The 26,454-nt window shown below is 72.6% G+C and carries 17 protein-coding genes; 9 read left to right on the forward strand and 8 right to left on the reverse strand.

The genetic code is table 11. The features are described 5' to 3' along the window. Window positions 1–28: 28 nt before the first annotated feature. The 5 genes from eno to HAV40_RS19415 all read right to left on the reverse strand — a co-directional run bounded on the left by eno (window position 29) and on the right by HAV40_RS19415 (window position 5,436). On the reverse strand, window positions 29–1,315 hold the full coding sequence (eno, locus tag HAV40_RS19395; RefSeq protein WP_166383253.1) for a phosphopyruvate hydratase: 1,287 nt from the start codon (window positions 1,313–1,315) through the stop codon (window positions 29–31). A gap of 99 nt (window positions 1,316–1,414) precedes the next feature. Further along, window positions 1,415–2,095, reverse strand: coding sequence for a hypothetical protein (locus tag HAV40_RS19400; protein WP_166383255.1), 681 nt, complete (start codon window positions 2,093–2,095; stop codon window positions 1,415–1,417). 104 nt (window positions 2,096–2,199) lie between these two features. Continuing rightward, window positions 2,200–3,810, reverse strand: a complete 1,611-nt coding sequence (locus HAV40_RS19405; protein WP_166383257.1) for a DUF885 domain-containing protein — start codon at window positions 3,808–3,810, stop codon at window positions 2,200–2,202. A 32-nt stretch (window positions 3,811–3,842) separates the two neighbouring features. Then, the gene (locus tag HAV40_RS19410; protein ID WP_166383258.1) at window positions 3,843–4,772 is read right to left on the reverse strand and encodes a nucleoside triphosphate pyrophosphohydrolase; all 930 of its coding nucleotides are present in this window, start codon (window positions 4,770–4,772) and stop codon (window positions 3,843–3,845) included. 1 nt (window position 4,773) lies between these two features. Further along, a complete protein-coding gene (locus HAV40_RS19415) occupies window positions 4,774–5,436 on the reverse strand; it encodes a hypothetical protein (RefSeq protein ID WP_166383259.1) in 663 nt (220 codons plus the stop codon). Window positions 5,437–5,562: 126 nt separating this feature from the next. Between HAV40_RS19415 and HAV40_RS19420 the strand changes: the two genes are divergently transcribed. Beyond that, window positions 5,563–6,741 carry a hypothetical protein gene (locus HAV40_RS19420; RefSeq protein ID WP_166383262.1) on the forward strand — a complete coding sequence of 393 codons (1,179 nt, stop codon included), beginning with the start codon at window positions 5,563–5,565 and terminating at the stop codon, window positions 6,739–6,741. Between the two features lie 96 nt (window positions 6,742–6,837). On the opposite strand, the gene HAV40_RS19425 is transcribed toward HAV40_RS19420, so the two are convergent. After that, complete coding sequence (locus HAV40_RS19425; protein WP_239085954.1) at window positions 6,838–7,314, reverse strand: methylated-DNA--[protein]-cysteine S-methyltransferase; 477 nt, start codon at window positions 7,312–7,314, stop codon at window positions 6,838–6,840. Between the two features lie 2 nt (window positions 7,315–7,316). Next, a complete protein-coding gene (gene mfd / locus HAV40_RS19430) occupies window positions 7,317–10,883 on the reverse strand; it encodes a transcription-repair coupling factor (RefSeq protein WP_166383266.1) in 3,567 nt (1,188 codons plus the stop codon). A gap of 273 nt (window positions 10,884–11,156) precedes the next feature. On the opposite strand from mfd, the gene HAV40_RS19435 reads away from it, so the two are divergent. From HAV40_RS19435 to cysC, 3 genes are all read left to right on the forward strand, one after another. Further along, a complete protein-coding gene (locus tag HAV40_RS19435) occupies window positions 11,157–11,924 on the forward strand; it encodes an SDR family oxidoreductase (protein ID WP_239085937.1) in 768 nt (255 codons plus the stop codon). Window positions 11,925–12,169: 245 nt separating this feature from the next. Further along, on the forward strand, window positions 12,170–14,980 hold the full coding sequence (gene ppc, locus HAV40_RS19440) for a phosphoenolpyruvate carboxylase (protein WP_409364935.1): 2,811 nt from the start codon (window positions 12,170–12,172) through the stop codon (window positions 14,978–14,980). 200 nt (window positions 14,981–15,180) lie between these two features. Continuing rightward, complete coding sequence (gene cysC, locus HAV40_RS19445; RefSeq protein WP_166383270.1) at window positions 15,181–16,701, forward strand: adenylyl-sulfate kinase; 1,521 nt, start codon at window positions 15,181–15,183, stop codon at window positions 16,699–16,701. A gap of 47 nt (window positions 16,702–16,748) precedes the next feature. Here the strand turns inward: cysC and HAV40_RS19450 are convergent, their stop codons facing one another. Continuing rightward, entirely contained in the window at window positions 16,749–19,133 is a 2,385-nt protein-coding gene (locus HAV40_RS19450) for a CBM96 family carbohydrate-binding protein (protein ID WP_166383272.1), read from the reverse strand. 257 nt (window positions 19,134–19,390) lie between these two features. Here HAV40_RS19450 and HAV40_RS19455 point away from each other — a divergent pair, with 257 nt between their 5' ends. From HAV40_RS19455 to HAV40_RS19475, 5 genes are all read left to right on the forward strand, one after another. Next, complete coding sequence (locus HAV40_RS19455; protein WP_239085932.1) at window positions 19,391–21,094, forward strand: lipopolysaccharide biosynthesis protein; 1,704 nt, start codon at window positions 19,391–19,393, stop codon at window positions 21,092–21,094. Continuing rightward, window positions 21,091–22,521, forward strand: a complete 1,431-nt coding sequence (locus HAV40_RS19460; protein ID WP_203671108.1) for an O-antigen ligase family protein — start codon at window positions 21,091–21,093, stop codon at window positions 22,519–22,521. The genes HAV40_RS19455 and HAV40_RS19460 overlap by 4 nt, the downstream gene beginning before the upstream one ends. A gap of 84 nt (window positions 22,522–22,605) precedes the next feature. Continuing rightward, window positions 22,606–23,862 carry a hypothetical protein gene (locus HAV40_RS19465; protein WP_166383274.1) on the forward strand — a complete coding sequence of 419 codons (1,257 nt, stop codon included), beginning with the start codon at window positions 22,606–22,608 and terminating at the stop codon, window positions 23,860–23,862. 77 nt (window positions 23,863–23,939) lie between these two features. Beyond that, the gene (locus HAV40_RS19470; protein ID WP_239085930.1) at window positions 23,940–24,812 is read left to right on the forward strand and encodes a sulfotransferase domain-containing protein; all 873 of its coding nucleotides are present in this window, start codon (window positions 23,940–23,942) and stop codon (window positions 24,810–24,812) included. After that, window positions 24,809–26,434 (forward strand): lipopolysaccharide biosynthesis protein, encoded by a 1,626-nt coding sequence (locus HAV40_RS19475; protein WP_239085928.1) that lies wholly within the window; start codon window positions 24,809–24,811, stop codon window positions 26,432–26,434. The genes HAV40_RS19470 and HAV40_RS19475 overlap by 4 nt, the downstream gene beginning before the upstream one ends. Window positions 26,435–26,454 lie beyond the last annotated feature (20 nt).

The following is a 26,454-nucleotide window of genomic DNA, read 5'->3' on the forward strand; positions in this document are numbered from 1 at the left end:
TACCTTCCCGCGGTGAACCGGGGCAGTGTCACTTTCCCGCGGTGAACCGCGGGAACGCGGCCGCGCCGGCGTAGCGGGCCGCGTCGGCCAGCTCCTCCTCGATGCGCAGCAGCTGGTTGTACTTGGCGACACGGTCCGAACGGGCCGGCGCGCCGGTCTTGATCTGGCCACAGCCCATCGCGACGGCGAGGTCGGCGATCGTGGTGTCCTCGGTCTCGCCCGAGCGGTGGCTCATCATGGTCCGGAAACCGCTGCGGTGGGCCAGCTCGACGGCGTCGAACGTCTCGGTCAGCGAGCCGATCTGGTTCACCTTGACCAGCACCGCGTTGGCCGCGCTCTCGGCGATGCCGCGGGCGATGCGGGTCGGGTTGGTGACGAACAGGTCGTCGCCGACGATCTGGATCTTGCCGCCGAGCTGGGCGGTCATCGCGCTCCAGCCCGCCCAGTCGTCCTCGGCCAGCGGGTCCTCGATCGACACGATCGGGTACGACTCGGCCAGCTTGGCGTAGTACGCGATCATGTCCTCGCGCGACTTCGCGGCACCCTCGAAGGTGTACACGTCGTTGTCGAAGAACTCGGTCGCGGCCACGTCCAGGGCCAGCACGATGTCGCTGCCCAGGGAGTAACCGGCGGCCTGGACGGCCTCGGCGATCAGGTCCAGCGCCGCGGCGTTGGTCGGCAGGCTCGGCGCGAAGCCGCCCTCGTCGCCCAGGCCCGTGGACAGGCCCTTCTTCTTCAGCACGCTCTTGAGCGCGTGGTAGACCTCCGCGCCGGAGCGCAGCGCCTCGCGGAAGTTCGGCGCGCCGATCGGCGCGATCATGAACTCCTGGATGTCCACGTTGGAGTCGGCGTGCGCGCCGCCGTTCATGATGTTCATCATCGGCACCGGCAGCAGGTGCGCGTTCGGGCCGCCCAGGTAGCGGAACAGGCTCAGCTCAGCGCTCTTGGCGGCCGCCTTCGCGATCGCGAGCGAGACGCCCAGGATCGCGTTCGCGCCCAGCACCGACTTGTCGGGGGTGCCGTCCAGCTCCAGCATCTTCTGGTCGATGAGGCGCTGCTCGCTGGCCTCGTACCCGATGAGCTGGTCGATGATCTGGTCTTCGATGTTGGCGACGGCCTTCTCGACGCCCTTGCCCAGGTAGCGGCTCTTGTCGCCGTCGCGCAGCTCCAGCGCCTCGTAGGCGCCGGTGGAGGCGCCGGAGGGCACCGCGGCGCGGGCGATGGTGCCGTCGTCGAGACCGACCTCGACCTCGACGGTCGGATTGCCGCGGGAGTCGAGGATCTCCCGGGCTACGAAGCCTTCAATGGTGGCCACGTGTGCTCCCTCGTTCATGTGCGCTCACTGGCGTGGTCGTCGGCAATGACATCCCCTGGCCGGAGCGGCCGGTGCGTACCGAGCCAGCCTATCGACCCGTCACGGCGCCGGGGTCTTCGGCCGGTGGTCCACCACCCGCGCCCCCTCGGGCAGGGCGAAGACCGCCGCCGGCGGCGACGCCGAGATCCGGGTCAGCGCCTGGTCGACGACCACGCCGCCGACGACGCCGGTGAAACTGGCCAGCACGCCCGCGGCGGTGACGCAGACGGTGAAGCCGCCCGCCTCGGCGTCGGTCAGGCCCGACACGTCCAGACAGGTCGCCTGCTGTCCGGCCAGGGTGACGTCGTGCGCCTCCACCTCGGCCTGCGACTGCAACTGGGCCGCCTGCAGCAGGTCGGTGACGATCGGTGCGGTGACCAGGCCGTGCCTGGTCACCTCGTGGTATCCGGTGAGCGCGGCCGGGCCGGGGCCGGGCAGCGGCCGGATCTGGCAGCGTGCCGGGCGCACCGCGGTGACGCACGAGGTCTGCCCCTCCGCGTCGACCATGAGTCGCCCGCCGGGGTAGGAGTAGACCGAGCGCGCCGGTGCGGCCTGCTGCGAGATCTCGCCGCGAACCCCGTCGGCCAGCAGATACTGCGCGTGGTACGGCCGCTGCGAGGCCCGTTGCAGCTGCGCCGCCATGTCCGCCAGCAGCCGCGCGCGGTCGGGCGCGACGCCGTCGTCGGTGATGGCCTGGCAGCCGGTGAGCACAAGCAGCGCACCCAGCAGCGGAGCGAGCACGAGGTGGCGGAATACGGAGGGTCGCGGGGCACGCGGCGTGCCGGGACGAGCCGTATTTCGCATGGGCGACAGCCTCCCCCATCGCCCCGCTGCCGCGCAAACCCTCACAGTCCGAGCAGTGTGCGCAGGTGGCGCGGTGCGGGCGAACCGTAGGACAGCATCCGGTCGTGCCACTGGCGCACGGTGACCCCGGACGGTCGCAGCCGGGCGATCTCGGCCACCTCGGCCCAGCCCACGAAGTACGTCGACAGCTGCGCCGAGGACAGCAGCGCGCGCCGCCACTTGCCGGCCGCCTCGCCCACCTCCTGGAAGCCGCGGTCGCGCATGAGCGCCATGCCGTCGGCCTCACTCAGTTCCTCGCAGTGCACGAGCTGGTCGAGGACCGCGTTGATGCTGGTACGCAGCTGCATCTTCAGCTGGGTCGCGCGCACCGGCAGGCCGCCGTAGCCGTGCTCGACCATCGCCTGCTCGGCGTAGACGGCCCAGCCCTCCACGAACGGCCCGGAGTGGCCCAGCGCGCGCACCCGCGTGCTGCCCCGGTAGCGGCGGGCGTGCGCCAGCTGCAGGAAGTGCCCCGGCATGGCCTCGTGTACGGTCAGGTTGCGGATGGCGTGGTCGTTGTACTCGCGGTAGAACGAGGCGACCCGGTCCGCGGGCCAGCCCGCCGGGGTCGGCGCGATGCAGTAGAACGTCGGCACGACGGCGGTCTCCAGCGCGCCCGGCGGGTCGCAGTAGGCCACCGCCACGCCACGGGCGAACTCCGGCATCTCCTCGATGACCAGCGGGTCGTCGATCAGGCTGACCAGATCGTGCTCGCGGACGAACGCCGTCGTCTCCTCGACCGCGTGATGAGCCAGGCCCACGATCGACGCGTCGTCGGGATGCTCGGCGGCGATCAGGTCCAGCGCCCGGCGCACCGTCTCGTCGTCGGCCTTGCCGCCGACCAGCTCGACGGCGACCTCGCGCAGCTCGGCGGTGACCCGCTCGATGTTGTCCTGCGCCCGCTTGAGCACCTCGGCCGCGCCGAGCTCGGTGTCCAGGGTGTGCCAGAGCTTGGCCTCCCAGAGGCGGCGGCCCAGCCGCGGATCGCGGCCGTCGCCCCGCTCGGTCTCAGCGGCGCACCAGGCGGCGAAGTCGTCGAGCGCCAGCACCGCGTTCGCGGCGACCAGCTGCATCTGATCGGCCAGGCCCGGCTCCTGCACCAGCAGCCGGGGCAGCTCCTCGCGCACCAGCGCGGCGGTCCCGGCGAACTGACCCGCCGCGGTCTCCAGGTGGATGCGGGGCGCGTCGCGCAGCACCGTACGCGCCGTGGCCAGCGCGTCGGGCACCTGCAGCAACCGGCCCGCCAGCGCGTGCAGGCGCTGCTCGACCGGCGCGAACGGCCGCGCCATCAGCGCGTGCAGCAGCGCGCCCGGGTTGTGCCGCAGCGGGTCCCACTGGTGCGAGCGCACCTCGGTCAGCTCGAACAGCTGCCGCTCGACCAGCGAACTGAGGATGGCGTGGTCGACCCGCTCCTCGTCGTCCAGCAGGTCGGCGTCGACCTGCGACAGCGCCCCGGCCGCGTCGCGCAGCATGGCGACGTCGGCGGTCGTGCCGTCGGGCGACAGGTCCGGCAGACGGTCGTCGAAGCGGTGGTCACCGGCCGACGCGGCCAGCTCGGGCGACGACTCCAGCAGGGCGTCGGCGATGTGCTCCGCCAGCGGTGCGAACTCCATCGGCTCAACGTACCCGCCGCCCCGGTGGACGGTCAGGCCTGGTCGGCTACGGCCTCGGCGTAGCGGCGCAGCTCCTCGCGCAGGGCGGCCTCGGCGTCGGCGTCCTCGCCCGCCTGCGCGACCAGGGTCAGCAGGCGGCCGCCCAGCGTGTCGGCGGGTTCGGGCTCGGGCAGGCCGTGGCGGCGGGCGCGGGCGAGCAGCTTGGCGGCGAGCGTCAGCGACGGCAGGGACCAGGTCACGCCGTCCAGCGGCGAGCGCGCGGCACCCTTCTCCTCGGCCTTGACCCGTTCCCAGGTGGCGATGATCTCGTCGATGTCCTCGGCCGGGGTGTCCGCGAAGACGTGCGGATTGCGGCGGATCATCTTCGCCACGAAGTCCCCGGCGACGTCGTCGACGTTCCAGCGCTCGTCCTCGGGCAGTTCCTGGGCGAGCTGGGCGTGGAACAGCACCTGCAGCAGCACGTCGCCCATCTCGTCGCGCATCGCCGCATGGTCTCCGGCGACGATCGCGTCGTAGGCCTCGTACGCCTCCTCCAGCAGGTACTTCGCCAGGGTGCGGTGGGTCTGCTCACGTCGCCACGGGTCGCTGCTCTGCAGCCGGTCGGTGACCGCCACCGCGTCGAGCAGCCGCGCGCCCGGCGGGTCCCAGGAGCCGTACAGCAGCTCCAGTTCGGCCAGGCCGGGTTCGCGGGCCAGTTTCAGGCCGAGCTCGCGGGCCAGGAACTCGTCGCCACCCGGCCCGGCCAGCCACACGACGACCGGCTGCGCGGCGTCGAGCAGGGTCGCCGCGGTCGCCTCGGGCACCACGGTGACCGTGGCGCCCGCGGCGCGCAGGGCGGTGATCTGATCGCCGTCCGCCCCGGTCAGCACGGGGTGAGCCCGCACCAGATCCCAGGCGGCGGCGGTGAGCAGCCCCGCGGGCATGCGGGGCGAGGTGACGAGCAGAACGATCCGGCGGGTCACGTCAGCTGCTGGAGACGGCCGGTTCTTGGACGCTGTCGGACACGGCCGAGTCCTGGATGCCGAACGGGGCGCTGAGCACCGGCCCGCGCTCTCCGGCGGTCAGCACCGGCAGGTCCAGCGGGCGGTAACGCGGGTTCACGGTCACGTCGGCGGCCTTGGCCGCCTCGGTCAGCACCCGGTACACCGCGATCGCGCCGGCGACCTGCGGGTTGCCCGCCAGCTCGGCCTTGGTCTGCTCGAACGGCTGCTTGCCGTCGAGCACACCCGCCTTCACGCCGTTGTCGTAGACCTTGCGCAGGTCCTCGTCCGACGGCTTCATCTGGTCGAGCGGCAGCGCCTGGACGCATGCCTGCGTCTCCTGGCTGAGCGTCTCGTACTCGCTCGGCCGGGCCTCGGCGGCAGGGAGCTTGACACCCTTCTCCGCCGCGATCCGCTTGCACAGGGTGTTGTAGATGAGCAGCTGGACGACGTGCGTGCGGATGGCGGCGTCGTCACCGGGCTGCGCCGTCTCCTGGACCTTCGCGGCCTGCTCGGTGAGCGTGGTGACCTTGTCCTCGGTGAACGACTGGTCGCCGACGTACGCGGCGACGCTCGGATTCGACCGGCAGGCGGTCAGGGCCAGCAGGGCGACGGCGATGCCGGCCGCGGCGGTCAGACGGCGCACGGAATCCTCCAGTGACAGGCGCTTACGCCGCCACTCTCTCACGAACGGCGACTCCGGGAGATCTCAGGGTGGATTCAGGTGTTCGGAGGGCGCGTAGACCCCCTTCGACACGGCAGAATTCCGCCCGTGACGACGCAGACGCTTCCTCGTACCACCTCGGGCTGGGTGGGCCTGGCCCGCACCGGGCCCGACGCTGCTCAGGGCCCCGCGGTGGTCGCCGCCGTCTACCGGCTCTGGCTGCTCGCCTTCGCGCTGAAGATGCTGGGCTCGACCTGGGACATGTCGTGGCACTTCAAGTGGCTGCGCGACGACGCCGCCCCGCCGCACCTGCTGAACACCGCGGGCACGGTCATCGTGGTGGCCCTGGTGCTGTTCCAGGCCTATCACAACGTGGGCGTGGACAGGGCCGCCAAGCGCCTGATGGTGGGCGGCACGGCCACGTTCCTCATCGCCATCCCCATCGACATCCTGAACCACCGGATCAACGGCCTGGACATCACCGCCTGGAGCGCCAGCCACGCCCTGCTGTACATCGGCACCGCGTTCATGCTGCTCGGCGTCGCCCGCGGCTACTGGATCTCCACCCCGCCGAGCCGCACCCGCACCGTGGTCAGCGCCTTCATCTGGGGCTTCTTCCTGGAGAACGTCCTGTTCCCCAGCCAGCACCAGGAGTACGGCGTGCTCTCGCTGGAGTCATGGCGGGCCGGGACCCCCACCGCCGAGCCGATCCTGCTGAAGTTCGCCGCCGACCAGATCGGCCGCCCCGTCGACGACATCGCGGTGCAGGGCTTCGCGCTGCCGGTCGACGCGTGGGTCTACCCGGCCTGGATCACCGGCGCGGCGTTGCTGACCCTGGTCGCGGCCCGTGCCTTCGTCGGCGCGCGCTTCACGGCCACCCTCATCGCGGGCACGTATCTGGCGTACCGGCTGGTCGTCTGGGGTCTGCTGGCCGGGACGGGCTTCCCGAAGTCCATCCCGCCGCTGCTGCTGCTCGCCGGGGCAGTCGCCATCGACCTGGTCTTCCTCGCCTTCGCCGGATCCCGCGCACGCAAGTCCATGATCCCGGCGCAGGTCGGCCCGGAGCGCGTCACCGCCGCGAAGGCCCCGACCGGACTCGCCCTCGCGCTGGTCGCCGCCGTCTTCGGCGCGGCCGTCGCCACCGCCGCCACCGCGGGCGCGACCTGGGTCCAGGCCTTCTTCATCGGCGCCCCGCCGATCGACTACCCCGCCTTCGCGTACGGCTTCGCCGTCCTCGCCCTCGGCTGGGCCACCATCACCACCGTCACCCACCGCCAGCGCACCTGACCGGCACCCCTCGACAACTCTTAAAGACTTGCGGCCTCCCGGAATCGGGAGGCCGCAAGTCTTTAAGAGTTGCGGCAGAAGGGGCGGGCGGGGGGGTCAGGCGAGCCAGTCTTGTTGCATGCGGACTCGGGCTTCTAGTTCGAGGAGTTGGCGTTTGCGGGGGAGGCCGCCGCCGAAGCCGACGAGTTTGCCGTTCGCGCCGACCACACGGTGGCAGGGGACGACCACGGCGACCGGGTTGCGGTTGCAGGCCACGCCGACGGCGCGGGCCGCGTCGGGGTCGCCGACCGCGCGGGCCACCTCGCCGTAGGTGTGCGTCTCGCCGTACGGGATGCGGGACAGCTCGGCCCAGACCGCCCGTTCGAAGTCGCTGCCCCGGCGCACCGAGACGGGCATGGTGAACGCGACCAGCTCGCCCGCGAAGTACGCGGTCAGCTGCCCGGCGACGTCGGCGAGCAGCGGATCCGCCTCCTGCGCGACGTCCAGCGCGCCGAACTGCAGCGCGCACAGCCCGATGTCGTCGACAGCGCAGCTCAGCGGCCCGATCGGGGTGTCCACCACGGTCCAGCGCACGGTCATGACCCGAGCACGTCCTTGAGCAGCTGGGCGCACCAGTCGAGCAGGGCCTGGTCGCGCAGCGGCTCGCCGCCGACCCGCCGGGTCATCGGCGTCGGGACGCTGACCTGCGAATTCGCCGTCTTGTAGACCGAGTCGGGGTGGTAGCGCTTGAGCCGCAGCTGCTTGGAGTCGGCCAGCTCCAGCGGGCCGAACCGCACGTGCTTGCCCTGCAGCGAGATCTCCGTCAGGCCGTACGCCCTGGCGGTCATCCGCAGTTTGGCGACCGCGACCAGGTTCGCCACCGGGGCGGGCGGCTCGCCGTAGCGGTCGGTCAGCTCGGCGACGACCTCCTGCAGCGCCGCCTCGTCGCGGGCAGAGGCCAGCTTGCGGTAGATCTCCAGGCGCAGCCGCTCGGAGTCGATGTAGTCGTGCGGCAGGTGCGCGTCGATCGGCAGATCGATCTTGACCTCGGGCGCCTCCTCGGCCGCCGCGCCGCCGCCCTTGAACTGGGACACCGCCTCGCCGACCATGCGCACGTACAGGTCGAAGCCGACGCCCTCGATGTGCCCGGACTGCTCGCCGCCGAGCAGGTTGCCCGCGCCGCGGATCTCCAGGTCCTTCATCGCCACGTACATGCCCGCGCCGAGCTCGGTGTGCTGGGCGATGGTGGCCAGCCGCTCGTGGGCCTGCTCGGTGAGCGGCTTCTCCGGCGGGTAGAGGAAGTACGCGTACGCGCGCTCGCGGCCACGGCCCACCCGGCCCCGGATCTGGTGCAGCTGGGCCAGGCCGAGCAGGTCGGCCCGCTCCAGGATGAGCGTGTTCGCGTTCGGGATGTCGATGCCGGACTCGATGATCGTGGTGGCGACCAGGACGTCGTACTCCTTCTCCCAGAAGCCGACCATCACCTTCTCCAGCGCGTCCTCGCCCATCTGCCCGTGCGCGGCAACCACCCGTGCCTCGGGCACCAGCTCGCGGATACGCCGGACCGCCTTGTCGATCGTCTCGACCCGGTTGTGCAGGTAGAACACCTGCCCGTCGCGCAGCAGCTCGCGGTGGATCGCGGCGGCGACCTGCTTGTCGTCGTACGCCCCGACGTAGGTGAGCACCGGGTGGCGCTCCTCCGGCGGCGTGGTGATCTGGGACATCTCCCGGATGCCGGTGATCGACATCTCCAGGGTGCGCGGGATCGGCGTCGCGGACATGCTCAGCATGTCGACGTTGGTGCGCATCTCCTTGAGGCGCTCCTTGTGCTCGACGCCGAAGCGCTGCTCCTCGTCGACGATGACCAGGCCGAGCTTGTTGAAGCGGGTGTTCTTCTGGATCAGCCGGTGGGTGCCGATGATGATGTCGGCGCGGCCCTCGGCGGCCATGCTCAGCGTCTCCTCGGCCTCCTTCGGGGTCGCGAACCGCGACAGCTGCCGCAGCACCACCGGGAACTGCGCCATCCGCTCGGAGAACGTGTTGTAGTGCTGCTGGGCCAGCAGCGTCGTCGGCACGAGCACGGCGACCTGCTTGCCGTCCTGCACCGCCTTGAACGCCGCCCGCACCGCGATCTCGGTCTTGCCGTAGCCGACGTCGCCCGCGATCAGCCGGTCCATCGGAACCGGCTTCTCCATGTCGTACTTGACCTCCTCGATCGCGGACAGCTGGTCGGGCGTCTCCTGGTAGGGGAAGGCGTCCTCCAGCTCGCGCTGCCAGGGGGTGTCCGGGCCGAACGCGTGGCCGGGCGCGGCCTGCCGGGCGGCGTACAGCTGGATCAGCTGCGCGGCGATCTCACGGACCGCCTTGCGGGCGCGCGCCTTGGCCTTCTGCCAGTCCGCGCCGCCCATCTTGTGCAGGGTCGGCTGCTCGCCGCCGACGTAGCGGGACAGCTGGTCTAGCGCGTCGGTCGGCACGAACAGCCGGTCGCCGGGCTGGCCGCGCTTGCTGGCGGCGTACTCGATGACCAGGTACTCCCGGTCCGCGCCGTTGACCTTGCGCTGGACCAGCTCGACGTACTTGCCGATGCCGTGCGCCTCGTGCACCACGAAGTCGCCCGCGCGCAGTTCGAGGGGGTCGATGGTGTTGCGCCGCCGGGACGGCATCCGCCCCAGCTCGCGGTTGGCCGTGCCGCGCCCGCCGGAGATCTCCGCCCCGGTCAGCACGGCGAACTTCGCGGCCTCGTCGAGCAGGCCCAGCCGCAGCCGCCCACAGCTCACCACGACCTGGCCCGGCTCGGGCAGCTCGGCGATCTCGTCGGCGAGCACCGCGCCGACGCCCGCGTCGCGCAGCACCTCGACCGAGCGCTGCGCCGGTCCGTGTCCCTCGAAGATCAGCGCGACCCGCCAGCCCTCGGCCAGCCAGCCCTTCACATCGGCGATCACCTTCGCGGTGTCCCCGTGGTACGCCGGCGGCTGGGTCGCCGCCCAGGTCAGCACGGCTCCGGTGTCCGGGGCTACGTGCACTTCGGGCACGTCGAGCCACGGCTCGTCGGCGGGCTTCTCGGTGGCGACCAGGCCGAACGGGGCCACCGTCCACCACGGCATGTCCAGCTGCGCGGCGTGCCGGCGTACCTCGGCCAGGGTCTTGAACGTCGCCGCGCCGAGGTCGATCGGGGCCTTCACCCCGGTCACCTCGGCGGCGGCGGCCCAGCTCGCCTCCAGGAACTCCTCCGAGGTGCGGAACAGGTCGTGGGCGCGGGTGCGGATGCGCTCCGGGTCGGCCAGCAGCACCAGCGTGTCGTCCGGCACGCAGTCCAGCAGCAGCTGCATCGAGTCGCGGCCCTGGTGCAGGGCCGGGGCCAGCGACTCCATGCCCTCGACCGGGATGCCCTCGGCGAGCTTGGTCAGCATCTCCTCCAGCGCCGGATGCTCGGCGGCGAGCAACGCGGCCCGCTCCCGCACGTCCGGGGTGAGCAGCAGCTCGCGGCAGGGCGGGGCCCACAGCCGGTCGACCTTGGCGATGGTGCGCTGGTCGGCTACGGCGAAGGTGCGGATGTCCTCGACCTCGTCGCCCCAGAACTCGACCCGCGACGGGTGCTCGTCGGTCGGCGGGAAGATGTCCAGGATGCCGCCGCGCACCGCGAACTCGCCACGCTTGGTGACAAGATCCACCCGGGCGTACGCCAGGTCGTGCAGTGTGTGCGTCAGCTCGTCCAGCAGCACCACCGTGCCCTGGCGCAGGTCGATCGGTTCCAGGTCGCCGAGGCCCTTGAGCTGGGGTTGCAGCATGCTGCGCACCGGCGCGACGACCACCCGCAGCGGGCGGCCCTCGGGGTGGGCGAGCTGGCGCAGCACGGCCAGCCGCCGCCCGACGGTGTCCGAGCGCGGCGACAGCCGCTCGTGCGGCAGCGTCTCCCAGGCCGGGTAGACGGCCACGGTCGACGGGTCGAGGAATTCGCCCAGCGCCTCGGCCAGGTCCTCGCCCTCGCGGCTGGTCGCGGTCACCACCAGCACCGGGCGCTGCCGGGCGGCGCTGGCCACCAGGAACGGGCGCGCCGAGGCGGGGGCGGTCAGATCGAGTTGGGGTTCGGTGCGGGCCAGTTCGGTGACCCGGGCCAGCGCGGGATCGGCCGACGCCGCTTGGAGGAGTCCGGTGAGGTTCACGGGTAAGCGCCTTCCCGCCCGGTAGGCACGGGGCCGTGGCCACGCCACGCCAAAACCCCCGCAACCAGGCAGGTACGGGGTTCCATCCCGAGCCTACTCCCGCCCGCCGACCGCTTTACGCGCCTGACGCACACCCGCCGCGCCGCCATGATCGCCGTTTGGGGTCAAAACCTTGCGTCCAGCCTTAGTTTCCGACCTGAAACAGCGATCTTCCTGGGCGGAGGCGGGTGAATGGCGTTGCCTCGGGGTTGGGGCGCATCTATCGTTCGTTCGGTGAGCAGTGATCTTGTATATCGACCGGTTGCGCTGGTCACGGGGGTGGGGCGGAGTGTCAACATCGGGGCGGCGGTGGCGCGCGGGCTGGTGGCCGACGGGTATCGCGTGATGATCACCGGGCATCCGTCGTACGACGCCGAGCAGGGGCTGAGCGGGGGTGATCCGGCCGCGCTGGCCGCCGAACTGGGCGCGCACTGGCAGCCGTTCGACCTGACCGCGCCCGGTGGGCCGGAGGGGCTGGTCGCGGCCGTGGTCGAGCGGTTCGGCGGGATCGACACGCTGGTGTCCTGCCACGCCTACTCGACGCCGACGGCGCTGGGCGAGCTGGAGGCGGCCGCGATCGACCGGCACCTGGCCGTGAACGTGCGCGCCAACATGCTGCTGGTGCAGGCGTACGCCGCCGCGCATGACGACGCGCGGCCGGGCCGGGTCGTGCTGTTCACCTCGGGGCAGCGGCTCGGGCCGATGACCGGAGAGCTGGCGTACGCGGCGAGCAAGGCCGCGATCGAGTATCTGACCCGGGACTTCTCCGTGCTGCTGGCCGGGCGTGGCGTCACCGTGAACGCGGTCAACCCGGGCCCGAACGACACCGGCTGGGCCGACCCGGAGACCCACGCCTGGGTGCGGGACCGCTTCCCCACCAAACGCTGGGGCACCCCCGCCGACACCGCGAAACTCGTCAGCTGGCTCTGCTCCCCCGACGCCGAGTGGATCACCGGCCAGATCGTCGACTCCGCCGGCGGCTGGGGCATCCACGTCGCCTGATCGACGCCCACTTCCCACCCTCCGGACACGCCCATCGCCGATGATCGCCCGACTTGCCCGGCACATGGGCGAAAGTGTGCGCAAGATACGCACAGGTGCCCGGCAAGTCGGGCGATCATGAAGGGGGACGGCGGGGGAACGCGGGGACCGGGATGGCCTGCGTCACAGCGCCGCATCGGCCAGCAGGGCAGTAGCATCCACCGCAGGACAGCGCCGTCCTTCGTACCAACGGAAGGAACAGCGCGGTGAGCGAGCTGACCTATCACCCCGACGTCGACGGTGCTTCCGGCGACCCGGACGGGGCCGACGCCGCGCTGCGGGCGGACATCCGACGCCTCGGCGGACTGCTCGGCCAGACACTGGCCCGCCAGGAGGGCCGCGGACTGCTCGACCTGGTCGAGGAGGTACGCGCGCTGGTACGCAGCGACGCCGAGACCGCCGCGGTCAAGCTCGGCGGCCTCGACGTGTCCACGGCGACGCTGCTGGCACGGGCCTTCTCCACCTACTTCCACCTGGCCAACATCACCGAGCAGGTGCACCGGGCGCGCGAGCTGCGCCGCCGCCGCGCCCTGCACGGCGGCTGGCTGGACGCCACCGCGAAGCTGATCGCCGAGCGCAACGTGCCCGCCAGCGAGATCGCGGCGGCCGCCCGGCGGCTGGCGATCCGGCCGGTGTTCACCGCGCACCCCACCGAGGCGGCCCGCCGCTCGATCCTGACCAAGCTGCGCGGCGTCGCCGACCAGCTCGACGGCGAGTTCGCCGCGGCCGCCCTGTACGGCGAGACCGCGCTCAACGACCGCCGCCTGTCGGAGCTGCTGGACCTGCTGTGGCAGACCGACGAGCTGCGGCTGGACCGGCCGGACCCGACCGACGAGGCCCGCAACGCCGTCTACTACCTGCGCGACCTCTACGACGACGCGGCCCCGCAGGTGCTCGACGATCTCGCCGAGACCCTCAAGCGCCTGGGCGTGGAGACCGCGCCGACGACCCGCCCGCTGACGTTCGGCACCTGGATCGGCGGTGACCGCGACGGCAACCCGTACGTCACCCCGACGGTCACCCGCGACGTGCTGCTGCTGCAGCACGAGCACGGCATCCGCGCAGTCGAGGCGGCGCTGGAGGACCTGATCCTGGAGGTCTCGGTGTCGCGCCGGCTGCGCGGGGTGTCGCTGGACCTGTCCGCGAGCCTGGCCAAGGACCTCGACGCGCTGGGCGAGGTCGACGAGCGCTTCCGTCGCGTCAACGCCGAGGAGCCGTACCGGCTCAAGGCCCGCTGCATCCGGGCGAAGCTCGCCAACACCCGCACTCGGCTGGCCAAGGGCACCGAGCACGTGCCCGGCCGCGACTACCGGGGCACCCGCGACCTGGTCGCCGACCTGGAGCTGATGCGGGCCTCGTTGGCCCGCAACGCCGGGCAGCTCACCGCGGTCGGCCGGCTCGCCTCGGTGATCCGTACGGTCAGCGCGTTCGGCCTGCACCTGGCGACGATGGACGTGCGCGAGCACGCCGACGCGCACCACGCGGTGCTGGCACAGCTGTTCACGCAGGTCGGCGAGGTCACCAACTACGCCTCGCTGAGCCGGGCGGAGCGCATCGCGCTGCTGGCCAAGGAGCTGACCGGGCGGCGGCCGCTGTCGAGCGCCGACAGCCCGCTGACCGACGCGGCCCGCAAGACCTATGACGTGTTCGGCACCATCCGCACCGCGCAGGAGCGCTTCGGCGAGGACGTCGTCGAGTCGTACATCGTCTCGATGACGCGCGGGGTGGACGACGTGCTGGCCGCGGCCGTGCTGGCGCGCGAGGCCGGGCTCGTCGACCCGCACGCCCCGCGGGCCTCGATCGGCTTCGTGCCGCTGCTGGAGACGATCGCCGAGCTGCGGGCGGGCGGCGAGATCCTGGACGAGCTGCTGAGCCTGGCCCCGTACCGGGCGCTGGTGCGGGCGCGCGGCGACGTGCAGGAGGTCATGCTGGGCTACTCCGACTCCAACAAGGAGGCGGGCATCACCACCAGCCAGTGGGCCATCCACAAGGCGCAGCGCTCGCTGCGTGACGTGGCCGCCAAGCACGGCGTGCGGCTGCGGCTGTTCCACGGCCGGGGCGGCACCGTCGGCCGGGGCGGCGGCCCCACCCACGAGGCGATCCTGGCCCAGCCGTACGGCACCCTCGACGGCGCGATCAAGGTGACCGAGCAGGGTGAGGTCATCTCCGACAAGTACACGCTGCCCGCGCTGGCCAGGGAGAACCTGGAGCTGACCGTGGCCGCGGTGCTGCAGGCGACGCTGCTGCACACCACGCCGCGCCAGCCCGAGGAGGAGCTGGCCAAGTGGGACAGCTCGATGACCGTCGTCTCCGACGCGGCCTTCGTGAAGTACCGCGAGCTGGTGGAGAACCCGCAGCTGCCGGAGTACTTCTGGGCGGCGACGCCGACCGAGCTGCTGGGCGCGCTGAACATCGGCTCGCGCCCGGCCAAGCGGCCCGACTCCGGCGCTGGCCTGGGCGGCCTGCGCGCCATCCCGTGGGTGTTCGGCTGGACCCAGTCGCGGCAGATCGTGCCGGGCTGGTTCGGCGTCGGCACCGGCCTGCGCGCCGCCCGCGAGGCGGGCCTCGGTGACGACCTGCGGGAGATGTTCGAGCGCTGGCACTTCTTCGGGACGTTCCTGTCCAACGTGGAGATGATGCTGGCCAAGACGGACCTCACCATCGCCCGCGGCTACGTGCAGGCGCTGGTGCCGGACCCGCTGCTGCCGATCTTCGACACGATCTCCGACGAGTACGAGCGCAGCGTGGCCGAGGTGCTCGCGATCACGGGCGAGTCCGCGCTGCTGGAGTCGCAGCCGGTGCTGCACCGTACGCTCGGGGTCCGCGACTCCTACCTGGAGCCGCTGCACCACCTGCAGGTGGCGCTGCTGCGGCAGTACCGCGACGCCGGGCTGGTCGGCCGGGCGGGGGTCACCGCGCCGGGCAGCCGCCGCGCGCCGACCACCGACCCGACGCTGGAGCGGGCGCTGCTCACCACCGTCAACGGCATCGCCGCCGGGATGCGCAACACAGGCTGAACGGACGGAATGTTTCGGCGAAGTTGCGCCTACCGGACATATCGGTGGGCGTTACTTCGCCGAAACCGCGGCACGATCTCATCATGGGCGTGATGCACTCGACCGCGGTGCGCGCTGCTGCCACACTTGTCACCTGTCCGTGATGGGCAATAGCGGAGCGTCGCCGATGCGGTGCCGGCGCTGGGGAGGCAGGAGCAGACGTGAGCGAGCGGAGCGAACGGGTGATCGGCGACGAGGCCTTGCGTGGTGCCCCCACGTGGACCCCCAACCCGACCGAGTTGTCCGACCTGGAGTTGCTGCTGGCCGGGGCGTACGCGCCGCTCGGCGGTTTCCTGGGCCGTGACGACCTGCGGTCGGTGGCCGCCACCTCCCGGCTCGTCGACGGTCGCCCCTGGCCGCTGCAGGTCAAGCTGGAGGTGCCGGCCGGGATGCTGGACGGCATCGACGTCGCCGAGGCCCCACCGCTGGTGCTGACCGACGCCGAGGGCGCGCCGATCGCGCGGCTCGACGTCGCCGAGGTGTGGCCGACCCGCGAGGGCTGGTGCGGTGTCGCCGGGCCGGTCACCGCGTACGGCGACGGCGGGCGTGCCCCGTTCGACCGGCTGCGGGTGCCCACCGAGCACGTCCGCGAGCAGCTCACCGCGCAGCGGGTGCTCGGCTACTTCGCCGACCGGCCGCTGCACCGCCCGCAGCTCGCCCAGCTCAACCACGCCGCCCGTCAGCTCAACGCGCAGCTCGTGGTGCTGGTGCCGGTCGGCCACCCCGGCCCCGACGGGCTGACCTCGGAGTCGCTGGTGCGCTGCGTGCTCGCCGCGCGCGACCGGATGAACGAGCCCGTGATCGTGGCCATCCCGCTGACCAACCGCGGCGACGAGGTCACCGACACCCTGGTCCGGGCGCGGGTCGCCGCCGCGTACGGCGCGACGCACCTGCTCGGCACGGCCAACACCATGTCCGGTGGCGGGCCGCGCGTGCTGGTGCCCCGTGAACTCGTCTACGACAGCCGCGACGGCCAGTGGCGCGACCGCGACGAGGTCCCCGAGCGGTTCGAGCGCATCGCGCTCACCGACGAGGAGATCGCCGGGCTGCTCGACGACGGCCTGCCGCTGCCCGAGTGGCACACCCCGCCCGCGGTGGCCCGCGAGCTGTCCAAGGCCCGCCCGCCCCGCCGCCAGCGCGGCGTGGTGCTGTTCTTCACCGGCTTCAGCGGCTCCGGCAAGTCGACGGTGGCCCGGGGGGTCGCCGACGCCCTGCTGGAGACCGGCGAGCGCAGCCTGACCGTGCTCGACGGCGACGTGGTGCGCCGCGAGCTGAGCGCCGGGCTCGGCTTCAGCAAGGCCGACCGCGACCTCAACATCCGCCGCATCGGCTGGGTCGCCGCGGAGACGGCCCGCCACGGCGGCATGGCCATCTGCTGCCCGATCGCGCCGTACGCCAGCGCCCGCGCCAACGCCCGCGCCATGGCCACCGCCGCCGGGGCCGACTTCGTGCTGGTCCACGTGTCGACCCCGATCGAGGTCTGCGAGCAGCGCGACCGCAAGGGCCTGTACGCCCGCGCCCGCGCCGGTCAGATCACCGGAATGACCGGCATCGACGACCCGTACGAGGTGCCGACCGACGCCGAGCTGGTGCTCGACACCTCGGAGGGCTCCATCGACGACGCCGTCGACACCGTGCTGGTGTTCCTGGGCGAAGAGGGCTGGATCAACCCCCGCAGCTGAACAGCGCGACGGCCCGCCCTCACGGGCGGGCCGTCGCGTTTCGGTGTTCAGTAGGCCGGGCCGGTCACGATGTCGAAGGCCGGGTGCTTGCTGAACTGCTGGAACGAGTTCAGCCCGGTCGTCGTCATGTCGATCATCGAGCTGCGGCCCTCCTCGGCGTTCGGCGACTCGAAGTAGACCAGCGCCTTCAGTCGCGGGAACAGCTCCAGCTGCAACCGGGCCGAGTCGAAGAATTTCGACTGGTGCTGCGGGTTGTTCCGGGAGTGCCACACGCCCCACTCGCCGAGCATCAGCGGCTTGTCCGGGAACGACGTCGCGGCCCAGTTGTAGAAGCCCGGCCAGTCCTTGCGGCTGCCCGACTTGCGGTTCATCATCTCCGCGAAGTCGCCGTAGCCGTAGCCCGGGTCGCTGTAGGCGTAGGTGTCCCAGGCGACCCAGTCCACCACGTCGTCGCCGGGGTACAGGTCCTCGAACCAGCTCTTGACGTTCCACGGCACGAAGGCCATGTAGCACATCACCGAGACCAGGTTGGTCACCCCGCGTTCGCGCAGCCCGGTGACCACGTGCCGGTAGGCGGCGGCGTAGTCCTGCGCGGTCATGCCCGACCCCGGTCGCGGGACGACGTCGTTCTCCGGCTCGTGGTTCATCGTGAAGAAGAACTGGTCACGCAGGGAACCCCGGATGTGCTCGGCCAGCCGGTCCAGGTAGGCCTCGGTGCGCGCGTCGCCGCGGGCGATCCCGGCCCAGCTGACGCCCTGCGGCTTCCAGTTGAGGAACAGCACCCGTTTGTGCGCCGGGTCCCTGGTCAGCGACAGCTCGTCCGGCGTGGGGAACAGCGAGGTGCCCCGGTGGTACGCGTGGTACACGACCTGCTGGCGGTTGGTGCGCCGCTCGAACTCGTACAGCGCCTGGATGCGGTTCTGCGAGGTGTGCGCGCCGGGCGCGACGCCCCACAGCGCCCCGCAGGTCGGCACCAGAGCCTGCCCGATCACGCACTCCACCGGCTGGTTCGGATCGACCGACGGCGACGGTGAGGCGGGCGCCCCGCTCGGGTCCGTGGTCGGCGGCACGCTCGGGTCCGTGCCCTGGCTCGGGTCCACCACAGGCGGCACGCTCGGGTCGGTCGAGGGCGGCACGCTCGGGTCGACGACCGGCGGGACACCGGGGCTGGGCTCGGTCACGGGCGGAATGCTCGGGTCGACGACCGGCGGGACACCGGGACTCGGTTCGGTCACGGGCGGAACGCTGGGCTCGACCACCGGCGGAATGCCGGGGCTCGGCTCGGTCACGGGCGGGTCGCTCGGCTCGACGACCGGCGGTACGCCGGGGGTCGGGTCCGGACCCGGATCGGTGCCGGGATCAGGCTGGCCGGGGCCGGGCGCAGGACCGGGCTCGGTGCTGGGGCTCGGCGGGGTGCCGGGGCCGGGTTCCGTGCCGGGGTCGCCGGGCTGCGTGCCCGGATCGGGGCTCGGTTCGGTGGCCGGGTCGGGGCTGGGCTGCTGGCCGGGATCGTTGCTCGGGACCGGCTCGGGACCGGGGCCCGGTGCGGTCGACGGGGCGGGATCGCCCGGCATGGCCGGTGTGTCGCCCGGATACGGCACGCTCGGCTGGGGGCCGGGTTCGTACACCGGGTCGGTGGCGTAGGTGCCGGTCGGGACCGGGCTGGGGTCGGTCGCCGGGTCGGCCGGGAACGACGGTCCGGGCAGGGTGGCCGGCGTGGGCGTCGCGCTCGGTTCGAACGAGGTGCCCGGCCAGGGCGTCACGGTAGGCTCCGGCCCCGGCGTCCCGGGCGGGCTGGGCGCGGTCGTGGGCTGGTCCACCGGTGGCGGCAGGCTCGGCCCGACCGGCTCGTTCCACTCGAAGGTGATGGTCGGCGGCCCGGTCTCGGTGTGCTGCCCGCTCGCCTCGCCCGCCACGAACTGGGCGACCTGGTTGCTGCTCGGCGCGGTGATCGCGAAGGCGTACCGGCCGGTCCGGCGGACGACCTTGGTGACGTCGAAGGCGACCGCGCGGTCGAACCGGCCCGGCGCGACGCTGGACACCACGTTGCCCAGCCGGGGTGCGGTCGCGGCGGTCAGGGTGCCCTCCCGCCAGCGGGTGTCCGGCACGCTGGTCAGCTCGACCAGCCCCGGCAGCGGGCCGCCCTGGCGGCCGAGCCACAGCCAGACCTTCTTCGGCTGGCGGCCGACGGGCAGCTTGACGTCGAACTTGAGATAGCTGACCGCCGCGCCGCCGCCCACCCCACCCGCGGTGAGGGTGAGCCGGCTGCCCGCGGTGGCCCCGGGTTCGGTGCTCATCGTGTACGAGTCCTCGGACACGGTGACCCGCGTCGGTGGCGCGGACAGCCGACCTGCGACCAGTCCCAGCAGCACGGCCGAAGCCAGCGTGGACATGGTGACGGTGACCGCGATGCCGATACGCGTCCTGTTCATCAGGTCGCCCCTTCCCCCGAAAGCAGGCACTCAGAATTCTGTGCGTTTCCGCGTACCCTTATGGGCATCATAACCGTTGTGTCTTGTTTGCGAGCTTTTCGCCAAAGAACGCGCTAACTGACGGTTACTAACCACAGGGCCTCCCACCTGCAACAACAGTAGTTCGCGGTTGTATCGGGCGATATGCCTAGTTACGTCGTTACCGCCGGACCGTTGACCTCACCGGACGCAACAACGCCGGAGAAGGGCCACACGCCGTGGACGCGACATACGCCGGGCCACCCCCCTCGTCGTACGACATGAGCGACTACCTGGGCTTGATCGCCCGTCACTGGTGGATCGCCGTACTGCTGACCCTGGCGGGCACCGCCGGAGGCGCCGCGTACAACGAATCGCTGCCGCGCGAGTACGTCTCCACGGCATCGGTGCTGGTGCGACCGGCCGGACTGGACGCCAACGTGTCCGGCGGCCGCACCCGCGACGAGATCAACCTGGACACCGAGGCGCAGCTCATGCGCTCCACCGCCGTGGTCGCCGGGGCGGCCAAGGTGCTCGGCCGCGACGACGTCGACGTGCTCGCGGGCGCGGTCTCGGTCGAGGTGCCGCCGAACACCGCCGTGCTGCAGATCAAGTACGCCGCCCCGGAGCCCGAGCAGGCGCAGGCCGGGGCGAAGGCTTTCGCGCAGTCCTACCTGGCCAACCGCGAAGGCAACGCCAAGGCCGAACTGGAGCTCCAGGCCGCGGCCCTGCGCGACAAGATCAAGGACCTCACCGAGGCCCTCGCGAAGATCAACGGAAAGCTCTCCGACGCGAGCCCGAAGAGCTCCAACTACGCCACCCTGGACAGCCAGCGCGACACCACGGTCACCCAGATCAACCAGCTCAACAACAAGGTGAACCAGCTCGCCACCGAGACGGTCAGCGCGGGCACCGTGATCCGCGAGGCCCGCGTGCCCAGCCGGCCGGTCAAGCCGACCGCGGCGGTCAACTACGCCGCGGGCGCGCTGCTCGGGCTACTCGGCGGCCTGGGCGTCGCCGCCCTGCGCGAGCGCCTGGACAAGCGCGTACGGGCCGGGCGCGACCTGGTCCGCAGCGGCGTGGCGGTGCTCGGCGCGGTCCCCGGCAAGGGCACCGGCTGCACGGAGATCTTCACCCCGTTCAGCCCCGGCGGGCGGGCCTTCAACCGGCTGCGCAACGAGGTCGTCGCCGCGTTCCGCCCCGGCGAGCAGGTCGTCGTGGTCACCGGGGCCAGCCGCGGCCCGGCCGCGACGCTGGTCGCCGCGAACCTCGCCGCGGCGCTGTCGCGCACCGGCGCGGAGGTCGTGCTGATCGGCGCGCAGCTGCCCGACTCGCTGACCGAGGCCGCCCCGCTGGCCCGGCTCGTCGGCGTCGCGCCGACCCCGGGACTGTCCGAGGTGCTGGCGGGCCGGGTGAGCCTGGCCGAGTCGACCCAGCGCGCGGCGCGTACGCCCTCGCTGCACGTCATCACCACCGGCGGCACCGCCACCGCGGCAGGCATGCTGCAGTCGCACGCGCTTCGCGACATCATCACCACGCTGCGCGCGCACGCCGACTACCTGGTGGTCGAGGCCCCCTCGACATCGGCCAGCGCCGACGCGCAGAGCCTGGCCAGCCTCGCCGACGCCGCGATCCTCGCGGTGGAGACCCGGCGCACCAGCCGCCCCGAGGTCGCCGACGCCGCCGAGCAGCTGCGCCGGGTCGGCACTCCCCTGCTGGGCGGTGTGATGATGCCGCGGCTGCCGCACAAGGCGCGCCGCAACGGCGCCGAGAACGAGGCCGCGCCCGTCGAACCGGCCGGGCGGCCGCTGCTCGCCGACGACGACGAGCCGCTGGACCCGGCCACCAACGGGCACAAGCCGCACGCCGACGAGCAGACCATCATGCTGGCACCGCTGGACGCCTCGGCCCTGACCGAGCTGGACGAGGCTCACCGGCAATGAGCCTCACGCTGCGGGCCGGTGCCCCGGACGGCGTGGTCACGCCGACGCGGGCACCGGCCGGCCTCCGGCTGCTGTTCGGGCCCGCCTGGCCGCTGACCTCGCTGCTGGCGCTCTATCCGCTGTGGTGGGCACTCGGGCTGGGCGTACTGATCTTCCCGCTGATGGCGGTGCCGATGGCCTGGCAGCTCTACCGGCGGCACGCCCGGGGCCTGCCCGTCCGCCTGCCGCCCGCGTTCTGGATCTGGCTGGCGTTCTGCACGGTCACGGTGGTCGGCTTCGGGGTGCTCGACGTGGACCCGGCGGGCACGATCAGCGCGACCTTCGCCGAACGCATCACCGCGCCCATCTACAAACTCGTCCAGCACCTGGCGCTGACGGTGCTGCTGGTCTACGCGGGCAACCTGTCCGCGGCGGCCCTGCCGCAGCGGCGGCTGGTGAACCTGCTGGCCTGGATGTTCGCGGTGACCGTGGCGGGCGGCCTGCTGGGTACGTTCGCCGGGCACTTCGAGTTCACCTCGCCGGTGGAGCTGCTGCTGCCCGACGGGGTGCGAAGCAAGGGCTTCGTGAAGTCGCTGGTCCACCCGTACGCCGCGCAGATCATGGACCTGGTCGGCGACCCGCTGCCCCGCCCCGCCGCGCCCTGGGGCTACACCAACACCTGGGGCAACAACTTCTGCCTGCTCGTAGTGTGGTTCGTGGCGGCCGTGTTCGCGTACCCGAGCAAGCCGCGCACCCGGCTGCTGGCCGTCGGACTGCTCGCCGTGTCGATCGTGCCGGTGGTGCACTCCCTGAACCGTGGCCTGTGGATCGGCCTGGGCGCGACCGCGGTGTTCATCGCGGTGCGCCAGGCGCTGGCCGGGCGGCTGCGCGCGCTGGTCGCCCTCGGCGTGGTGCTGGCCGGGCTGGCCGTCGCGCTGGCGACCACGCCGCTGGGCGGGGTCATCGAGCGCCGCCTCGACAACGGCAAGTCCAACGGGGTGCGCATGTTCCTCACCGAGCGGGCCGTCGAGGGCGTGGCCGACTCGCCGGTGCTCGGCTTCGGCTCGACGCGCAGCACCCAGGGCGGGCGGCAGTCGATCGCGGTCGGCGAGTCGGCGGCGTGTGAGCGCTGCGGCAACTTCACCGTTGGCGGCAACGGCCAGCTGTGGCAGCTGCTGTACGCGCACGGTCTTGCGGGCACGCTGACCTACTTCGGCTTCTTCGGATACGCCCTGTGGCGCTTCCGGCGCGACCGCTCCGCGCTCGGGCTGGCCGCCTCGGCCGCGATCGCGGGGTCCTTCGTCGCGGCGCTCTGGTACAACTCGCTCGTCACTCCGCTGGCCTTCACGTTCCTCGGATATGCGGTGCTGTGGCGCAACTCCCGCTTCCAGATCGCGTCCAGCTCCGTTGAGTCCGTGGGACATAACGGACACCAGGCGAGGAGCTGACGTGCGAAGCAGCGAGCGGGTATTCCGGGGCGCGGCGAGCGAGCGGACCGCCCCGACCGGCGGCGGCCGTCGCGGCGGCGTCGCGTGACCGCGGTCGGCACGGCCGCCGAGCAGGTCGCCGGCGGTGACGCCCAGCTGCGCGGGCAGTACCTGCGCGAGGTGCTGGACCTGCTCTACCCGGGTTGCTCGACCGCGACCGAGGGACGCCGCGTGGTCGAGTACCTCGCGATCCCGGACGCGCGGCGGTGCAAGCTGCTGGTGCCCGCCGGATCGCGCCGGGTCGCCGCCGCGGCGGTGCGCCGGTTCTCCGAGCCGCAGGGCAGGCTCGGCCGGCTCAAGCGCGACGCCGTCGCCATGGCCCTGCGCTCGGGCGCGTGGTCCACGCTGATCCGCGACCGGGTCCGGCTGACCTCCCCGCACGGCGCGACCGACACCGTCGACCACTTCCTGTCCACGGCACTGGGCACCCCGCTGCAGGTCAGCATCCATATCGGACCCGCTCGGGCGAACCGCAAGCCGGTCCTGCAGCTGCTCGACCCGCGCGGGGCCACCATCGGCTTCGCCAAGTTCGGCGTCGGGCCGCTGACCCGGCGGCTGGTCCGCGCCGAGACAGCGGCCCTGTCCGCGCTGTCGCACGTGCGGCTGCCCGACATCGTGGTGCCGAGCATCCTGCACGCCGGGCAGTGGCGCGGCATGCAGGTGCTGGTGCAGTCCGCGCTACCGGTGTGGGAGCCGCGGGTGCCGCTGTCGGCCACCCGGCTCCAGCGCGCCATGGCCGAGGTCGCGGGCGCGTGCGGGCTGACCATGGGCTGGCTCGCGACCAGCCCGTACTGGGCCGACCTGCGCAACCGGCTGTGCCAGCTCGTCGCCGACACCCCGGAGGGCTCGGGCCGGGCCGCGACCGAGGTCGGGCAGCTGTTCGAGGCCGCGCGCACGCTGGTCGAGCACGCCGCCGAGCTGAACCTGCGCTACGGCGCGTGGCACGGCGACTGGGCCCCGTGGAACATGGCCAACGTCGCCGGGTCGCTGCTGATCTGGGACTGGGAACGGTTCACCCCCGGCGTGCCGCTCGGCTTCGACGCCGTGCACTACGACCTGCAGCGGCAGATCCAGGACGGCGTCGACGCGCAGACCGCCGTCGAGTCCACGGTGCGGCAGGCCCCGGCGCTGCTCGCGCCGTTCGACGTCGCGCCCGGCAGCGCCGAGATCGTCGCGCTGCTGTACCTGGTGGACCTCGCCACGCGATACCTCAGCGACCGCCAGGCCGAGGCCGGGGCCCGCCTGGGCGTCACCGGCACCTGGCTGCTGCCGGTGCTGATCCGCAAGGTCCGGTCCCTCTAGATGTATCCGGTTCCGGCTCCGGCGCGGCCGCGCGGGAGCCGGCGCACGCCCCGCACCGACCCGCCGATGGAGATCCAGTGAAGACGTCGAACGTGCCCGAGTCGGTCAAGCGGGTGGTCCACCTCGGCTCCCGTTCGGTCGGCTGGATGACCTCGGGTGCGCGCATGCTGCCGTCGTTCCTGATCTGCGGTGGCCAGCGCTGCGGGACCACGTCGCTGTACCGCGCGCTCGCCGCGCATCCCGCCGTGCTCAAGGCGGTGCTGCACAAGGGAGTGCACTACTTCGACACCAGCTACCACCGGGGCCGGGCCTGGTATCAGGGGCACTTCCCGCTGCGCCGCACCGCCGCCCGCCTGGAGCGGGAACTCGGCGTGCCGCCGCAGACGTTCGAGTCCAGCCCGTACTACCTCTACCACCCGCACGCGGGCGCGCGCATCGGCCGCGACCTGCCCGGCGTCAAGCTGATCGTGCTGGTCCGCGACCCGGTCGAGCGCGCCTACTCGCAGCACGCGCACGAGGTCGCGCGCGGCTTCGAGACCGTCACCGACTTCGAGCAGGCGCTGGACCTGGAACCGGCCCGGCTGCGCGGGCAGCGTGAACGCCTGCTCGCCGACCAACACGCGTACTCCTTCTCCCACCAGCACCACGGCTACCGCGCGCGCGGCGAGTACGCCGTCTACCTGCGGCGGCTGGCCGAGCACGTGGGGCGTGACCGGATCCTGGTGGTGGAGAGCGAGCGCTTCTTCGCCCAGCCCCGCCCGGTGTACGACGAGGTCCTGTCGTTCCTGGACCTACCCCAGCTCAGCTACCCCCAGTTCGAGCAGCACAACGCCCGGCCGCGCAGCGCGCCGATGCCCGCCCGGCTGCGCGCCGCGCTGACCGCGCACTACGCCCCGCACGACGCCGAACTGGCCGGCTGGCTGGGCCACACCCCGAGCTGGCGCGCATGACCGGTCGGCTCAGCGCACCACCGGGCGCCAACACACCCCGCCAGACGGCACCGCAGCGCACCGCACCCGCCGCCCCGCCGGACGGTGCGGCTACCGAGATGTCCGGGTTCGCCCGGGGCGGAGTGGCGAACCTCGCCGGGGCGGCCCTGGCGGCGGTGGCCGGGGTCGGTGTGACCTGGCTGGTCGCGCGCGGGCTCGGCCCGGACGCGGCGGGCTCGTTCTTCGCCGCCACGGCCGCGTTCGTGCTGGTCGGCGGCATCGCCCGGCTGGGCACCACCACCGCGCTGGTCTACTGGCCGGCCCGGCTGCGGGCCCAGGGGCGGCCCGAGCTGATCGGGCCGTGCCTGCGCAGCGGGCTGGTCCCGGTCGCGGTGCTCGGCGTGCTGCTGGGTGTCGCGGTATGGCTGACCGCCGGGCGCTTCGTGCCCGAGTACGCCGCCCCGCTCACCATGCTGGCCCTGTTCCTGCCGGTCGCGGCCCTGTCCGAGGCGCTGCTCGCGGCGACCCGCGGTTACCGCATGATGCGCCCCACCGTGCTGCTCGAGAAGATCATGCGCCCCGCCACGCAGCTGCTGTGCGTGGGCTCGCTGGCCGTGCTGGCCCTGTCCGACATCATCTCGCCGCCGTCGACCTGGGCGCTGGCCTGGGTGCTGCCGTACGTGCCGGGAGCCGCCATCGCCGGGTTCCTGGTGTGGCGGCGCTGGCACCACGAGCCGACGCTGACCCGTGGCGACCGGCTGGCCGCCCGGATCGAGGGCCGCACCGTCGGTGCCGCGTTCTGGCGCTACACCGCGCCCCGCGCGCTGGCCAACGCGGCGCAGACCGCCCTGCAGCGGGTCGACGTGCTCATGGTCGCCGGGCTGGCCGGTCTCGCCCCCGCCGCCGCGTACGCCGTCGCGGGCCGCTTCGTCGTGCTCGGGCAGCTCGCCAACGGCTCCATCGCGCAGGTCGTGCAGCCACGGCTGGCCGAGACCCTGTCGGTCGGCGACCACGCGGGCGCGCTGCGGCTCTACCAGACGGCCACCGCCTGGCTCGTGATGATCAGCTGGCCGCTGCACCTGGTCGTCGCCTGCTACGCCGACCTGTACCTGGGGCTGTTCGGGGCGTCGTACACCTCGGCCGCGACCGCGGTGCGGGTGCTGGCCGCCGCGATGCTGATCAGCACCGGCTGCGGGATGGTCGACATGGTGCTGTCGATGGCCGGGCGCACCACCTGGAACCTGATGAACGTGCTGCTGGCGCTGGTCACCATGGTCGCCATCGACCTGGTCGCGATCCCCCGGCTCGGCGTGGTCGGGGCCGCCATCGGCCTGGCCGCCGCCGTCGCGGTGAACAACCTGCTGCCGCTGGCCCAGCTGGCCACCTCGCTGCACCTGCACCCGTTCGGCTCCGGCACCCGCACCGCGATGGCGCTGGCCGCCGGGAGCTTCGGCGTGCTGCCCTGGCTGGTGCGCCTGGTGGTGCCGAGCCAGCCGCTGGGCACGGGCGCCGCACTGGTGCTGGCCACCGGGGTCTACATCGGCGGGTTGCGCCGCTTCCAGGATCGGCTGGGCCTGCCGGCCCTGCTCGCGGCGGCCCGACCCGGCCGCCGCAACACCGTCAAGGCCGCTTCGCAGGGATAGCGGAGCGGAAGCAAGGACAG

The sequence above is a fragment of the Catellatospora methionotrophica genome, assembly GCF_011297335.1.
GTDB classification, from domain to species: domain Bacteria; phylum Actinomycetota; class Actinomycetes; order Mycobacteriales; family Micromonosporaceae; genus Catellatospora; species Catellatospora methionotrophica.

Excerpts from the sequence above, each read along its gene's own strand:
- HAV40_RS19405 (WP_166383257.1), bottom strand. The coding sequence starts at position 3,810 with ATGGAGTTCGCACCGCTGGCGGAGCACATCGCCGACGCCCTGCTGGAG.
- HAV40_RS19450 (WP_166383272.1), bottom strand. The coding sequence starts at position 19,133 with ATGAACAGGACGCGTATCGGCATCGCGGTCACCGTCACCATGTCCACG.
- HAV40_RS19460 (WP_203671108.1), top strand. The coding sequence starts at position 21,091 with ATGAGCCTCACGCTGCGGGCCGGTGCCCCGGACGGCGTGGTCACGCCG.
- HAV40_RS19475 (WP_239085928.1), top strand. The coding sequence starts at position 24,809 with ATGACCGGTCGGCTCAGCGCACCACCGGGCGCCAACACACCCCGCCAG.